Origin of the sequence: Paraburkholderia sp. GAS42, assembly GCF_050436565.1 — a bacterium.
Lineage (GTDB): Bacteria > Pseudomonadota > Gammaproteobacteria > Burkholderiales > Burkholderiaceae > Paraburkholderia.
The window spans coordinates 43,002-57,510 of sequence record NZ_JBNDML010000001.1; the positions used below are offsets into that span (position 1 = coordinate 43,002).

At 61.9% G+C, this 14,509-nt stretch carries 13 protein-coding genes; 7 read left to right on the plus strand and 6 right to left on the minus strand.

The genetic code is table 11. From position 1 onward, the window contains the following. The first annotated feature begins 210 nt into the window (after positions 1–210). Positions 211–1,923 carry a tetratricopeptide repeat protein gene (locus tag P3T16_RS00210; protein WP_429340733.1) on the plus strand — a complete coding sequence of 571 codons (1,713 nt, stop codon included), beginning with the start codon at positions 211–213 and terminating at the stop codon, positions 1,921–1,923. A gap of 126 nt (positions 1,924–2,049) precedes the next feature. On the opposite strand, the gene P3T16_RS00215 is transcribed toward P3T16_RS00210, so the two are convergent. Both P3T16_RS00215 and P3T16_RS00220 read right to left on the minus strand, forming a co-directional pair. Continuing rightward, positions 2,050–2,301: a hypothetical protein gene (locus P3T16_RS00215; protein WP_429340734.1), complete on the minus strand. Its 252-nt coding sequence runs from the start codon at positions 2,299–2,301 to the stop codon at positions 2,050–2,052. 962 nt (positions 2,302–3,263) lie between these two features. Beyond that, positions 3,264–3,548 (minus strand): hypothetical protein, encoded by a 285-nt coding sequence (locus P3T16_RS00220; RefSeq protein WP_429340735.1) that lies wholly within the window; start codon positions 3,546–3,548, stop codon positions 3,264–3,266. A gap of 452 nt (positions 3,549–4,000) precedes the next feature. On the opposite strand from P3T16_RS00220, the gene P3T16_RS00225 reads away from it, so the two are divergent. From P3T16_RS00225 to P3T16_RS00235, 3 genes are all read left to right on the plus strand, one after another. Beyond that, complete coding sequence (locus P3T16_RS00225) at positions 4,001–5,248, plus strand: MFS transporter (protein ID WP_429340736.1); 1,248 nt, start codon at positions 4,001–4,003, stop codon at positions 5,246–5,248. Between the two features lie 128 nt (positions 5,249–5,376). Beyond that, positions 5,377–6,075, plus strand: a complete 699-nt coding sequence (locus tag P3T16_RS00230) for a glycine zipper 2TM domain-containing protein (RefSeq protein ID WP_429340737.1) — start codon at positions 5,377–5,379, stop codon at positions 6,073–6,075. 172 nt (positions 6,076–6,247) lie between these two features. After that, positions 6,248–6,520 carry a hypothetical protein gene (locus P3T16_RS00235; RefSeq protein ID WP_429258224.1) on the plus strand — a complete coding sequence of 91 codons (273 nt, stop codon included), beginning with the start codon at positions 6,248–6,250 and terminating at the stop codon, positions 6,518–6,520. Between the two features lie 112 nt (positions 6,521–6,632). On the opposite strand, the gene glmS is transcribed toward P3T16_RS00235, so the two are convergent. Both glmS and glmU read right to left on the minus strand, forming a co-directional pair. Next, positions 6,633–8,450: a glutamine--fructose-6-phosphate transaminase (isomerizing) gene (gene glmS, locus P3T16_RS00240; protein WP_429340738.1), complete on the minus strand. Its 1,818-nt coding sequence runs from the start codon at positions 8,448–8,450 to the stop codon at positions 6,633–6,635. Positions 8,451–8,521: 71 nt separating this feature from the next. Further along, on the minus strand, positions 8,522–9,883 hold the full coding sequence (gene glmU, locus P3T16_RS00245) for a bifunctional UDP-N-acetylglucosamine diphosphorylase/glucosamine-1-phosphate N-acetyltransferase GlmU (RefSeq protein ID WP_429340739.1): 1,362 nt from the start codon (positions 9,881–9,883) through the stop codon (positions 8,522–8,524). A 218-nt stretch (positions 9,884–10,101) separates the two neighbouring features. Between glmU and ttcA the strand changes: the two genes are divergently transcribed. After that, on the plus strand, positions 10,102–11,040 hold the full coding sequence (ttcA, locus tag P3T16_RS00250; protein ID WP_429340740.1) for a tRNA 2-thiocytidine(32) synthetase TtcA: 939 nt from the start codon (positions 10,102–10,104) through the stop codon (positions 11,038–11,040). Here ttcA and P3T16_RS00255 read toward each other — a convergent pair. Then, positions 11,037–11,432, minus strand: a complete 396-nt coding sequence (locus tag P3T16_RS00255) for a dihydroneopterin aldolase (protein WP_429258228.1) — start codon at positions 11,430–11,432, stop codon at positions 11,037–11,039. The genes ttcA and P3T16_RS00255 overlap by 4 nt on opposite strands. 81 nt (positions 11,433–11,513) lie before the next feature. Then, positions 11,514–12,338 carry an SDR family oxidoreductase gene (locus tag P3T16_RS00260; RefSeq protein ID WP_429340741.1) on the minus strand — a complete coding sequence of 275 codons (825 nt, stop codon included), beginning with the start codon at positions 12,336–12,338 and terminating at the stop codon, positions 11,514–11,516. A gap of 13 nt (positions 12,339–12,351) precedes the next feature. Between P3T16_RS00260 and P3T16_RS00265 the strand changes: the two genes are divergently transcribed. Continuing rightward, complete coding sequence (locus tag P3T16_RS00265; RefSeq protein WP_429340742.1) at positions 12,352–13,539, plus strand: class I SAM-dependent methyltransferase; 1,188 nt, start codon at positions 12,352–12,354, stop codon at positions 13,537–13,539. 10 nt (positions 13,540–13,549) lie between these two features. Beyond that, positions 13,550–13,744, plus strand: a complete 195-nt coding sequence (locus P3T16_RS00270; protein WP_429340743.1) for a DUF2905 domain-containing protein — start codon at positions 13,550–13,552, stop codon at positions 13,742–13,744. Positions 13,745–14,509: the final 765 nt, after the last annotated feature.

Genomic DNA, 14,509 nt, shown 5'->3' on the forward strand with positions numbered 1-14,509 from the left:
GGTGGCCGCAACCCAACTGATCTGATCAAACCGTTGCGAATCTTCCGACCATTGTGGGATTCGTGCGTCTCTCGTTTTCTCCCCATGCCTTATGCATCAGGGCTTCGCGACAACTGGCACGGACGATGCCTTAAAGATGTCGCGCCCACCGCAACAACCTCCGCATCACGGCAGGCATCGGTTCACATCGGCGCCCCCAGGAGACCCATCATGACCTTCTTTGAATCCCCACCCGGAAGCTGGCTGCTCGCGTTGGCCAGGTTCGTCTACGGACGGGTGCTGTACTCGGTGGTGGTCGGTCTGATCGTCGCGACGTGCGTGTACTTCCTGGTTCCGCAGGCAATCAGATGGTGCGGCTACCTGCTCGATCCGATGACGATCGTCGAGCCGATCCAGATCCCCGACACATTCCTGGAGCGCGGCTACACCGACGTGATGCTGCAGCACATGCTGGTCGACACCATCAGCGGCCTGCGCGAAAAAGCGCAAGGCGTCACGCCCGCGACGGACACCGAACAGGTCCTGACGGAATTCAAGCTGCCTGACTTTACGGTGCCCGGTACCGGTTTTTCCGTGCGTCCCGTGATCGAATTTGCGAGAGCGCTGCTGAAGCGCGACTCGTCCCTATACGGCAGTGTGATCGGCACGCCCGAACGATTCACGCTGATGCTCACACTGCGGGACCCGGACGGTCACATCCTTTTGCTAAACGGTTCCGGCGCACCCGAAAGCACGCCGCACGGCAAGGAGCGCAACAGCAACAAACAGCGCGCTGCCCTGAAAAGCGAAGGCAACGGTGAAGCGACCGCGCTCAGCAACGCGTTCAAACAGGCCGCTATCGCGATCCTCAAACATCAGAGTCCGCTGCTCTATGCCGAATATCTGACGGCGGTCGAGCAGGACCGCTGCCTCGAAGGGCAGTTCCCGTGCGACTTCCGCCCTATGCACGAGCTGTTCGAAAGTCTCGCTGCGGGTGGCAGCGCCGAAAACACCCACGCTTACGAGAAAAACGCGGCGTGGGCATTGCTCGCCCTGTCGAAGCTCGAGACCTACGCAGGCCGGTACGACGGCACGATCCGCTACGCACGCCGTATCGTCGAAGAAGGTCAGCAGCAATGGAAGTGGCGCGGCGCGCGACCGTGGGCGTACTACAACTGGGGCGTCGCGCTGAACGATATGGGCTGCTACCGGCAGGCAGCCGAAGTGCTGAACAAGGCGATCGATGGAAAACCGGACTACGCGCCCGCGCACAATGCCCTCGCCCGTGCGTACGTGGCATTAGCGCGCTCCGGCAGTACGGTCGACGACGAAGCGATGCCGGCAGGCGGCTATCGCGAGGCCGCGCTCGACGAACTGAAGACGGCGATCAAACAGAGTCCCGGTTATCAGGAAGCGTGGGTCAACCGCGGCGATGCGTTGAGGCTGCCGGTTTCGGCTTCCGAGGTGTACACGATGGAACTGCATCCGGGTTCGCTCGAACAGATGGATAGCGAAGCGCGTGACGCGTATCGAATCGCCGTTGCACTGAACATCGATTCAGCCGGCCGCGCGTATCAGCGGCTCGCTGCGCTGCACGACGACACGTACGTCAACGTCAGTGACCGGATCACGAAAGCGCGCCGGCAATGCCAGACGGACATGGCGCCGTCGCTGCTCGAATCGTGGGGTTGCAGCGATGCGCCGGTTCGACCGGTGGCGCTTCATCAGGCCTCGCTCAGACAGGCCGCGGTGTCGGGCGCCAGCGAACAGGCGCGCGTATGCAGCAATCCGGAACTCGCCCTGCCTGGCCGCGCTCGCGTACCGCATTCGTATGGCACAGGCGACCGCTACGTCGAAGCGAAAGAAAGTGCCGCGCCGTCGGTGAAGGCGGAAGAAAAGCATCCGTCCGGCGCGATTCGCAGAATCGCGACGCAACGGGGGTAGACAAGCGAGCCGCACGCGACGCGAAGGTCACGCGCGGCGGCACCGTACCCCATTATAAATTCGAGGGCGCACCTGTCTGCACGACTGATTTTTTCGGGATCGGATTAAGGACACAACGCGTCAAGCTCAACTTCCACCCTTGAAAATGTCCTGCAGGCGAGCCGCGTCGCTGTTCGGGTCGGACTGCTGGCGCTTCTGGTTCTGCGTCGAAGCAGGCCCACCCGACATCGCCCCCCCGCCAGGCTGCGGACCTTGCGCGTCGACAACGGCTGCGGCGGGTTGCGCCGCGGGTGCGGCTGAAGCATCGGCATCGGCGGCATTTGCCTGCCACGATGCCGCGCAAAGCAGTCCGCCCACGATCAGTACGGTCACTTTCATCTCCATCTCCTTGCACAAGCGGGCGTCACACCGGACGCACCAAACCGCAAACGTTCCGCTTGATGCGAACGCGAACGCGATCGAACGGAACACAGGGTGGTGACAGACGCGGCTTCCTCTTTCTGATTTCGCGCGGCGCATCGGGTAGACGCGCGACGGGAAGGTTTTGTCAGCAGGAACGGATGCACACTTGCGGCGCCTCGTTGTGCCGCGATCGGAAAGACGGGTCCACCTCTACCTCAAGAAAGAGACGGTCTTGCAGACCGGCAATTGAACGAATACGTGCGCCTCAGCCAACACGATTTCCTGTGCAGGCCGCGCGCTCATTCCTGCCTGACACGGAGCGCCGAAAATGCAGTCAGATGTCATGCTGACATGCCGCTTCTCCCTGGACGCGAATGCAGCGCGTCCCTCTTTCGAGGTGTTGGCCATGCACAAACACATGCTTGTCGTCGTCGGTTTTCGGAACAAAAAAAAGCCCTGCTCCGTGGGGAGACAGGGCTCGACAGGATGGAGACTCGCGCAAGCGCGTGGAGGCTCGCCGACATACTCTCATCACAACAACGCTGCTGTTACTTCTCCTGCACCTGCTTTTTCTACTGGATCAAAACGTGGTCCTTCACTTACAGCTTGCTGCAAACCCCGACTGCTTGCATCGAATAGTGAGTCAACTGCGTTACTTCTGCTGCGACTTCGACTGACTGCGGACTTCACAATCTCCAGCCTCGACTACACATGCCTGAATTGCTATCAACGGTACGGTTCAACACGACGCGGAGGGGACCGCTTCGATGGCGCAATGACGTGCTCCATGGAAACAAGTGTAGGCGCGGCGACGGAAATTCAATTGCGCGAAACGAAGCACATTCGTCGGCCAGTTTGGCGAATTGCGGCACGACGGTTGCGTCCGGCGGGAGTCAATCAGATTAGGTGACGCCCGGTGCCTCGCCCCCAGATCGACGTTACTGCACGGGTTTTGCCTGCATGGCACCGCTGTCCGGCGACATGCCGGGCATGCCGGTCTCGGGCATGCCCGTGTTCTTCATCATCCTGCCCGGTTCCGGGTTCCAGAGGCTCGTGACAGGCTCACTGTGGTACGTCCTCCCTGCTGTGGCGGCGCCGTGCGCGCCTCCGCCACCAGTTCCGCCGTTTCCATTCCCGCCTCCCTGTGCAAACGTCGCGGTTGCGGCGCTGAGTGAGACGATAGCGGCGCAAGCCAGCACAACTTTCAGCGTAACTTTTTCCATGATCATCTCCGGCGAACCCGGCGTGTGCATAACAGCGTCGAGGTTTCAGGCACCGCTAAAGGCTGACTGTTTGCGTAGCGGCAAAGCGCAAGCAGCTGCTCGGGCAGATGGGGCAGCGACCGCTTCACGCGCGCGACGCCCGAACAGGCAACGCCCGATTGCGCTGCCCTGACTGCATATACGGCAGACATCGGCACGTGGATTCAAAACCGGAAAATACGGCGAGAACAGGGCCGACAGAACGTATTGGCAATACCCATGCGCCCGGGTGTGATTTTTTTAGTCCGTCTGCGAGCGAATTAATACGATGCTATGGTGTCCCGCTTAGGCGTGCGTCTGGTGATGCTTCGTACCGGCACCGCATCGTGATCTCGACTGGGTGCTTCGGACGCGATTAGCCCTGCAAATCCAGTCCAATCCCAATCGTCGTTTAGTTTCCCGCAAACAATACTATGCATATTGAAGACAACTTGCCGGCAGGCAATGCCTCGCCGGATGACGGCACCTCGTCGTCTCTGCGTTCGTGGCTGGCTGTCGTGGCCGTTGCCATAGGCGCTTTTGCATTTGTGACAACCGAGTTTTTGCCGGTGGGCCTGTTGCCGCGCGTCGCGAAGGAACTGGGCGTTTCGCCTGGTACGGCGGGTTTGATGGTGACCGTCCCAGGCGTTATTGCAGCCATCTCTGCTCCGGGCCTGATGCTGGTGGCGGGACTCATGGACCGCCGACGTGTTTTCCTGTTGCTGACAACGCTGCTGCTCGCGTCCAATCTGATCTCCGCCCTTGCGCCCAGTTTTCCAGTGATGCTGCTGGGACGTGCACTGCTGGGCGCGGCACTCGGCGGTTTCTGGACCCTGGCGACAGCTGCGTCTGGACGACTGGTGGCGCCCCGGGATTCTGCAAAGGCGATGGCAACGATACTGACGGGCGTGACGTGTGCAACGGTGATTGGTGTGCCGCTAGGAACATTTATCGCCAGCTTTGCATCATGGCGGGCTTCGTTCATGGCGACGGGCGTACTCGTCGCCATTGCGCTTGTCGCCCAGTTCTTTCTCGTGCCGTCCTTGCCGTCGACGGCTGCATTGCGGACGAGTGATCTGGTGGGCTTGCTGCGCCGGCCACATCCACGCAGAAGCATGCTGATGGTTGCGCTTGTCTTCGGCGCGCACTTTTCCTCTTACACGTACATCACGCCGTTCCTGCTGCGAAATGCGGATCTCAGCATGTCCAGCATCACCTGGCTGCTGCTCGGGTTCGGCATCATCGGATTTTTCTCGAATTTCGCTATTTCATCGACGGTGGTGCGCAGTCTGAAAATGTCGGTCGGCGCGATGATCTCCCTCCTGATGTTCGCTCTTCTGTCGCTGCCTCTCCTGCAACATTCGGAGTCGGGTGTCGCGGCCGTCGTACTTGCGTGGGGCGTCGCCTTTGGCGCGCTTCCGCTGTGTTTCAGCGTCTGGATTCAACGCGCCACGCCGGACTCGCCGGAAGCAGGCTCTGCACTGTTTGTGAGCATCATCCAGGTTGCCATCGCATCCGGCTCGTTAATCGGCGGTGTAATCGTCGACCACGTCGGCATGCAGGCTGACTTCCTCTTCGGTAGTGGACTAGCGCTGCTAGGGTTGGTCGCACTCGCCAGTTTTGGTGCACGCGAAAAGCGCCCTGACGCAGCGTCGATCCCGTGCCGGGCGACCCCGGAGTAGCCGTTCCGCCGCCAGGTCGACGCGCGGAAGGCCGACGCGGTACAAATGGTTACAAAGGATCGCTCCGGTTGAGTACACCGCCTTCGCTGCCGCAGCGTTATTGCAGGCAACTACCAGCGGAGTCCGCAATGAACACGAACCTCACCTCCAGCAACCCGCAGCGCGGTCGCATTCACCCTTTGGTCGCCGGCGCGGCAGTGGCGGTCATCCTCGCCAGTGCAACCGGAATCGCAGCGATGACCGGCATTCTGCCGACTTCACACGCCGTTCCAGCACCCGCGCCGGTAGTGGTGCCAGCGACCGCGCCGATGGCCAGCGCTCCGCTCGCGACTCCGCAATCGAATATCGCGCAAGGTCAGGCACAGGAAGCTGCGCCTGCTCGACCACGCGTCCATCACACGCACAGCGCGCCTGTTCCGCAATCGCCAGCGTACGCGAACAATCAGGGTTATCAGGCGTCTTCGGAATCCGCCGCGCCGAGGCCCGTCGCGGCCGATCCCTATGCGGGTGAGGTGGTCGCCATCAACACCGTCCAGGCCCCGGAGCCGACAACGGGCCTCGGCGCAGTGGGTGGCGCGGTAGCGGGCGGCCTGATTGGGAATCAGATTGGCGGTGGACGTGGCCGTGTTCTTGCGACCATCGCAGGAGCCGTGGGCGGCGGCGTGGCCGGCAACGGCATCGAGCACGCCGTGCGCAAGCAGACCACCTGGCAGGTACAGGTGCGCATGCAGGATGGCAGCTATCGGAACTTCAGCTATACGACGCAGCCGGACGTTCAGGCTGGCGAACGTGTTCGCGTTTCTGGCGATTCCCTGAGCGCGGCTTGACGGCGTGACACGCCTGTCCCCGTCCTGGGACAGGCTTGCGGCTGCATACGTTACCTGTGGTTACACAAGTGACAATGGCGTTGTATATGCGGACCTCGGGTCACCCTACAATCCTCGTCATCCGTCACTGCCCGGCGACCGCCTGAGGCGAACGGGCCTGGAGAAAAACAGCATGAAACGCGCTACTCTTTTATTCGCAGCAGGCCTCTTCACCGCGTGTGCTTCCAGCGCCGCCATGGCCCATGTAGACGTCGGCGTCTTCCTTGGCGTGCCAGCGCCTGTATATCTGGAGCAGCCGGCCGTCGTCTATGAGGCGCCTCCGCCTGTCGTCTATGCGCCTGCTCCCGCCTATTACGGTTATGGATATGGCGACGAGCGCCGCTGGCACGACGATGACCGGCATCGTGGCTGGAAGCATCGTCACCACGGCGACGACGATGACTGAGTTGCGGATGCCACGCTATCGTCGAAAGCGATCATCCAGATGCTTGACTGAAGCGTGTCCCCAGGGACACGCAACTGTTGTCTGGCGCAGATCGTGAGCTACGCCCGCGCGCTCACTCAACCGTCACGGATTTAGCCAGGTTGCGCGGCTTGTCGACGTCAGTGCCGCGCGAACACGCCGTGTGATACGCCAGCAGCTGCAGCGGCACCACATGCAGGATCGGCGACAGCAACCCGTAGTGCTCCGGCATGCGGATCACGTGAAGGCCATCTTCGCTGACGATGCGCGTATCGGCATCGGCGAACACATACAGCTCACCGCCACGCGCGCGCACTTCCTGCATGTTCGACTTGAGCTTCTCAAGCAGCGCATCGTTCGGCGCAACCGTCACGACCGGCATCGCTTCAGTGACCAGCGCAAGCGGCCCGTGCTTGAGTTCACCCGCCGGATACGCTTCGGCGTGGATGTACGAGATTTCCTTGAGCTTCAGCGCGCCTTCCAGTGCGATCGGGTAATGCAGACCGCGCCCGAGGAACAACGCATTTTCCTTGCGCGAAAAATCTTCCGACCACGCGATGATCTGCGGTTCCAGCGCCAGCACGCTGTTAAGCGCAGCCGGCAGATGGCGCAACTGGCGCACGTATTCCGCTTCGAGCGAAGCGTCGACGTGCCCGCGCAATTTGCCGAGCGTCGCGGCCAGCACGAACAGCGCGACGAGCTGCGTCGTGAATGCCTTCGTCGATGCCACGCCAATCTCGGTTCCTGCATGCGTCAGGAATGACAGTTCGGTGAGCCGCACCATCGCGCTCGTTCCCACGTTGCACACCGAGAGCGTGTGCCTGTGTCCAAGCGACTGCGCATGCTTGAGCGCAGCCAATGTATCGGCCGTCTCGCCCGACTGCGAGATCACCACCACCAGCGACTTCGGATTGGGCACCGAATCGCGATAGCGATATTCGCTCGCAATTTCGACCTGCGTCGGAATCTTCGCAATCGATTCGAGCCAGTACTTCGCGGTCAGCCCCGAGTAGTAGCTCGTGCCGCAGGCAAGAATCAGCAGGTTGTCGATCTCGCCAAACGCCCGGGCCGCTGCGTCGCCGAACAGGGATGCATCGAACGAATCGGCTTGCGGAATCGTGTCGCTGATCGCGCGCGGCTGCTCGAAAATTTCCTTCTGCATGAAGTGACGATACGGCCCGAGTTCGACCGCGCCGCCATATGCCGCGACCGTGCGCACTTCACGCTGCACGTCGTTGCCGTCGCGATCGGCGACCCGCACGCGTTCGAGCGTCAGTTCGCAGACGTCGCCTTCCTCGAGGAAGATGAAGCGTTCGGTGCTGCCGGCAAGCGCGAGTGCATCGGAAGCGAGGAAGTTCTCGCCATCGCCGAGACCGACGACAAGCGGTGAGCCCTGACGCGCGCCGACCACCGTGTTCGGCTGGTCCTTGTGCTCGACCGCGATCGCGTAAGCGCCATGCAACTGCTGCACGGCTTCGCGCACCGCTGCGAACAGATCGCCGCGATACAGGCTGTGGATCAGATGCGCGATCACTTCGGTGTCGGTCTGCGAGACGAACTCGTAGCCCTTGCCGCGCAGCATTTCACGCAGCGACTCGTAGTTCTCGATGATGCCGTTGTGCACGAGCGCCAGCGCGTTGCGCGAGAAGATCGGATGCGCGTTGTTCGTGACGGGCGCGCCATGCGTTGCCCAGCGCGTGTGCGCGATGCCCGTGACGCCTTCAAGATGCGTCTCGCGCACCTGCGCGTCGAGATCGGCGACGCGCGCCACGCTGCGCGCGCGATGCGGCTCACCGCCCGCCAGCACGGCGACGCCACAGGAATCGTAGCCGCGATATTCGAGGCGTCGCAGTCCTTCGATCAGAACCGGGACGATGTTACGTTGCGCAACCGCGCCGACAATGCCGCACATAAGTATCTATTCCTTTGCAGGGTTGGGTGCCGTGCCATGCAGAAACGCACGCGAAAACACGGCGCTTCCCGTCAGCTTTTCTTTTTGACTGGGCGAACGTAGCCGGTCTTGCCGACCTGCGTTTTCTCGTTCAGCACGAGGAGATTCTCCTCGACGTCCTTCCATACTGTCGTGCCTGCCGCAATCGTCACGCCACGCCCGACGCGCACCGGCGCGACGAGTTGCGTGTCCGAGCCGACGAACACATCGTCTTCGATGATCGTGCGCGACTTGTTCGCGCCATCGTAGTTGCACGTGATCGTGCCCGCGCCGATGTTCACGCGCGCGCCGATATCGGCGTCGCCGATGTACGTGAGGTGATTCGCCTTCGAACCGTGGCCGAGCACTGCGTTCTTCACTTCGACAAAGTTGCCGACGTGCGATTCGTCCTTCAGCGTCGCGCCTGGGCGCAGCCGCGCGTACGGGCCGAGCACGACCTTCTCGCCCACTTCAGCGCCTTCGATATGCGTGAACGCATCGACGCGCGTGCCTGCGCCAATCGTCGCATTACGGATCACACAGTTCGCTGCGATCGTCACGTTGTCGGCCAGTTTCACGGTGCCTTCGAACACGCAGTTCACGTCGATCGAGACATCGCGGCCGCATTCAAGCGTGCCGCGCACATCGATACGCGCCGGATCGGCCAGCGTGACGCCGGCCACCAGCAGCGCTTCCGCGACGTTGTGCTGGTGAATGCGTTCGAGCTCGGCAAGCTGCTGCTTGCTGTTGACGCCGAGCGTTTCCCACGCTTCGTCCGGCTGCGCCGTGACGACGTCGAGACCGGCTTCGATCGCGAGTTCGACGACGTCGGTGAGGTAGTACTCGCCCTGCGCGTTGTCGTTCTTCAGCGAAGCGAGCCAGCCTGCGAGTTGCTGCGTCGGCGTGACGATGATGCCCGTGTTGATCTCGGCGATCTTCTGCTGCTCGGGGGTCGCATCTTTCTGCTCGACGATGCGTTGCACCTTGCCGTTCGCGTCGCGCACGATGCGGCCGTAGCCTGCGGGATCGTCGAGCGTGACCGTGAGCACGCCATAGCCGCCGAGGCCCGCGCGGTCGGTCAGACGTTTAAGCGTGCCTGCGCGCGTAAGCGGCACGTCGCCATACAGCACGAGCGTCGGCACCGAGGGATCCAGCAGCGGCAGGGCCTGTTGCACCGCGTGACCGGTGCCAAGCTGCTGCTCCTGCACGGCGAACTGCACATCGGGCGCAGCGACGGCACTGCGAACCGCTTCCGCGCCGTGACCGATCACGACGACGAGTCGGGTCGGATCAAGCGTGCGCGCGGTGTCGATGACATGAGACAGAAGCGGCCGGCCGGCCAGAGGATGCAGCACCTTGGGCAGCGCGGAACGCATACGCTTACCGGTGCCTGCCGCCAAAATGACAATATTCATGGCGCCGACGAGGGGTCGAGTTGGAAGCCTTCAATGTTAGCACGCGCGTCCCACTATCGAAGATGCGCTCACTACAGCTTCCGCCCGCTTTCCCGTCCAAGTCCTTGATTTGTATTTGGATGTATCATCTGGGGCTCTGCCCGGCCCCGCATTTCGACGTCTGTTTTCTACGTTCCGCGCGCCGCTCCCGGCAATCTTCACTCTGTTCCGTGCCTGCCATGAAAGCCTCAAACAATTTTTTCCGTCTCGAAACCCGACTGCAGTCGCAGGTCGGCAAAGCGATCGCTGACTTCAACATGATCGAAGACGGGGACAAAATCCTGACGTGCATGAGCGGTGGCAAGGACTCGTACACGATGCTCTCCGTCCTGCTCGCGCTGCAAAAGCGTGCGCCGGTGAACTTCGAGATCATCGCGATGAATCTCGACCAGAAGCATCCCGGCTTTCCGGAAGAAATCCTGCCGCAATATTTTGAGTCGATCGGCGTCAAGTACCGGATCGTCGAGGCCGACACGCATTCGATCGTCAAGGAGAAGGTCCCGGAAGGCAAGACGACGTGTTCGCTGTGCTCGCGCCTGCGTCGCGGGGTGATCTACAGAACGGCAAAGGAACTGGGCGCGAACAAGATCGCGCTGGGCCATCACCGTGACGACATCGTCGAGACGTTCTTTCTGAACCTGTTCTTTGGTGGAAAGATGAAGGCGATGCCGCCGAAGCTCGCCACCGACGACGGCGCGCACATCGTGATCCGTCCGCTCGCGTACTGCAAGGAATCAGACATCGCGACCTACGCGCGCGCGATGGAATATCCGATCATTCCGTGCGACCTGTGCGGCTCGCAGGAAAATCTTCAGCGCAAGAAGGTGAAGGACATGCTGACGCAATGGGAACGGGATACGCCGGGGCGCGTCGACAACGTGTTCCGCGCGCTGTCGGATGTCGTGCCGTCGCATCTCGCCGACACCAGCCTGTTCGACTTCCGCGCACTGGCGCCGGGTCTCGCGAAAATCGACGAAGCATCGCTCTTCGGTGATACGTCATACACGCAGACCGCGCTCGTCTTCTCGCATTCCAGCGAGAACCGCATCGAGTTCGTGCGCCCTGCGCGTCGCGCCGCGGCCGCCCCTGCTGCCGCGGGCAACACCGCCGACGCTTAATCTTCCTTGATCCGAAAGACTTCGACGCCTACGGCGTCGCAGTCCGGATAGACATCCGGCTTTTCCGTCGATACGCGTGCTGCGCGCACGTGCGGATGCGCGAGCATCGTCTTCACGACGTCATCGCACAACGTTTCCTGCAGATGAATGTGGCCCTGTTCGACGCGACGCGCGATGGTCGAGCGCATGAAATCGTAGTCGACCACTTCGCTGAGCTTGTCCGCTACCGGCGTCGACAGCGCGAGCGGCACGTACAGTTCGACGTTGATCACGACGCGCTGCTCGCCACGCTTCTCGAAGTCATGCACACCGATGTTGATATGCACTTCGTAGTTGCGCAGAAAGAGCCGGCGACAGTCGGCGAGCCGGGGATGCGAGAGAGCGTCAAGCATGATCGTTCCAGTGTCGAAAGAAGCGTGCGGACACGCAAGGAGCGCTTCGTGCAGCGCGGCTGAAGCAGCCGCCGCGTGCGTTCAGGCGCCCGTCAAAAACATTACGTCGCGCGGCAGCGGCACGAGGTGCTGGCCGCCGTCGACAACCAGTGTCGTTCCGGTCACACCCCGAGCATCCGCGAGATACAGCGCAGCGGCGACAAGATCCTCGGGCCGCGACGCGCGGCCAAGCGGCGTCACCTGATGCGCTTCGGCGAAACTTTGCGACGTCTGATCGGCGGATTGAAGCGTGAGCCCCGGCGCGAGCCCCACCACGCGCAATTTCGGCGCGAGCGACTGCGCCTGCGCGACGGTTGCTGCCTGCAGCGCGGCTTTCAACACCGTGTATGAAAGATAGTCCGGATTCATGTTGTACAGCTTTTGATCCAGCACGTTGATGACGACGCCACGCAGCGATTCGTCACCAAGCGCGGCTTCTGGCGTTGCCTCGTACAACATGCGCGCCAGCACGAGTGGCGCGCCCAGATTGATCGCCGCGAGGTTCAGCAGACGCTCGTAGCCGACGTCCCTCGCCGTATCTTCCGCGAAAAGCGACGCATTGTTGATCACGCAGGCGAGCCCCCCGAGTGCCGCGATGCAATCCGGCACGAGCCTCTCGACCTGTGCCTCGATGGCGAGATCCGCGTGCAGCGCGACCGCGCGACGTCCGAGCGCGACGATTTCTTCGACCACCTCATCGGCTTCCTCACGGGATGCGCCGAAATGCACGGCCACGTCCCAGCCTCTGGCCGCGAAGCCGATCGCGAGCGCGCGGCCGATCCTGCGGGCAGCGCCGGTAACCAGCACGACGCGCGCGGGCGCGCTTTGGGTGCTCCCGGCGGGGGAAGTACGGAAAGAGTCGGTCATTTACAATATGCGGATGAATCCGAAAGCTCACGAACCCGATAGTTTACCTGCTCCCGGCCCGGCCGCGCTTGCGCAGTCGGAAGCGCTGGTGGCGCAGATCCGCGCGGAGATCGACGCGAACAGCGGCTGGTTACCGTTCGACCGCTACATGGAACGCGCGCTGTACGCGCCGGGCCTTGGCTATTACAGCGGCGGCGCCATGAAGTTTGGACGTCGTGCGGAGGATGGCAGCGATTTCGTCACAGCACCCGAACTGTCACCGCTTTTCGCTGCGACGCTTGCGCGCCCGGTGGCGGAAGCGCTTGCAGCAAGCGGCACGCGCGACGTGATGGAGTTTGGCGCGGGCACAGGGAAACTTGCCGCGGGGCTGCTGAACGAACTCGCGGCACAGGAAGTGCCATTCGATACGTATTCGATTGTCGATCTGTCGGGTGAACTGCGTGAGCGTCAGCGCGCGACGATTGAAGCCGATGCACCTGCGCTTGCTGCGCGTGTGCGCTGGCTGGATGCGTTGCCCGAACATTTCGAAGGCGTCGTGATTGGCAACGAAGTACTGGACGCGATGCCTGTGCGACTCTTTGCGCGCGCGAACGGCGCGTGGCACGAGCGAGGCGTGACGTGGCGCGACGATGCTTTGGCCTTTAAAGACCGGCCGGTTGGCACGACTTCCGACATGGCGCTTCTGGATTCGCTTGAAGTGGAAGGCGATTACGTCGCTGAGACGCACCAGGCTGCGTTTGCTTTTACGCGAACGATCTGCACGATGCTTGAGCATGGCGCGGCGTTCTTTATCGACTATGGTTTTCCGCGCCACGAGTATTACCATGCGCAGCGCGCGCAGGGGACGTTGATGTGTCACTACCGGCATCGTGCGCATGGCGATCCGTTTTTGTATCCGGGGTTGCAGGACATTACGGCGCACGTCGAGTTTACGGGTGTTGCCGAAGCGGGTGTCGATGCGGGTGCTGATCTGCTTGGGTATACGTCGCAGGCGCGGTTTCTGATGAATGCCGGCATCACCGATGCGCTTGCCGATCTCGATCCTTCTGATGTGATGCGGTATCTGCCTGCGGCGAATGCGGTGCAGAAACTGCTCTCTGAGGCTGAGATGGGCGAGCTGTTCAAGGTGATCGCGTTTTCGCGCGGCATCGAGGATGGGATTGCCGCGTTTGCGCGCGGCGACCGGTCACATTCGCTTTGAGCGCGTTGCCATGATCCGCTGGCTGCTCACTACTTTTATTGCTGTCGCGGTGTTGTCGCGGTGCTGGCCGTGGCTCAGGAAGGTTGGTGTTGGGAGATTGCCAGGAGATATTACCCTCCGCGTTCGCGGGAAAGAGTATCCGTTTCCTTTTATGTCTACTCTTGTTTTGAGTTTGGTTTTGGCGTTTGTTGTGCGGTTGCTTTAGGGGCTGGTTTTGCCCCTTTGGCGGGGCGGCAGGTTTTTTTCTTTGCCAGCAGGCGCTTCGTTTTTTGGTGAGCGCTTTTTTTTGGCCTTTCCTTGTATTCGTGTCGGTCTATTTGCGTTGCCCCTGTGCGGAGAAAGGCGCCGAAAACTCGTCCGTTCCGGGTTGTGTCGCTGCCGGGGAATGGCAACCCATGAAGTGTCGCCCCCGCGCTTCACACGGCATGGGTCCGCGCACGAGAACGTCTCCCGCACAGTACCGCCCGTGACAAGGCACTCATCCACCCCACTCCGCACTGCGTGCGTCGCGGATGGGTTCGCCAGACCGCGGCGTGGTTGCGTTGGCTCTCTGCGCCGCGCGCGCAGCACGGCGCAGCAATGACGGCGCAAGTCGTCGGCGGCGGAGTCGGTCAGGACCGCACGTACGCAAGCGCCCACGCGGGAGCTATGCCGTCGGCGGCGTGATGTGACGTGATGCGATGGTTATGCCACTCGGCGACGCAACGCGGAGCCGGGTGGATGAGCCCTTTGTCACGAGGTGTGCAGTGCGAGGAATCCGATCGTGCGCGGGCCCATGTGCTGTGAACGGCGGGGGCGACATCTCATGGGGTGCCGTTCCCCGGTAGCGACACACCCCGGAACGGACGAGTTTTCGGCGCCTTTCTTTTGCCTACTTTTCTTTGGCAAGGACAAAGAAAAGTAGGTGCCGCCCCGCACAGGGGCGACGCAAATAGACCGACACGAATACAAGGAAAGGCCAAAAAAAACC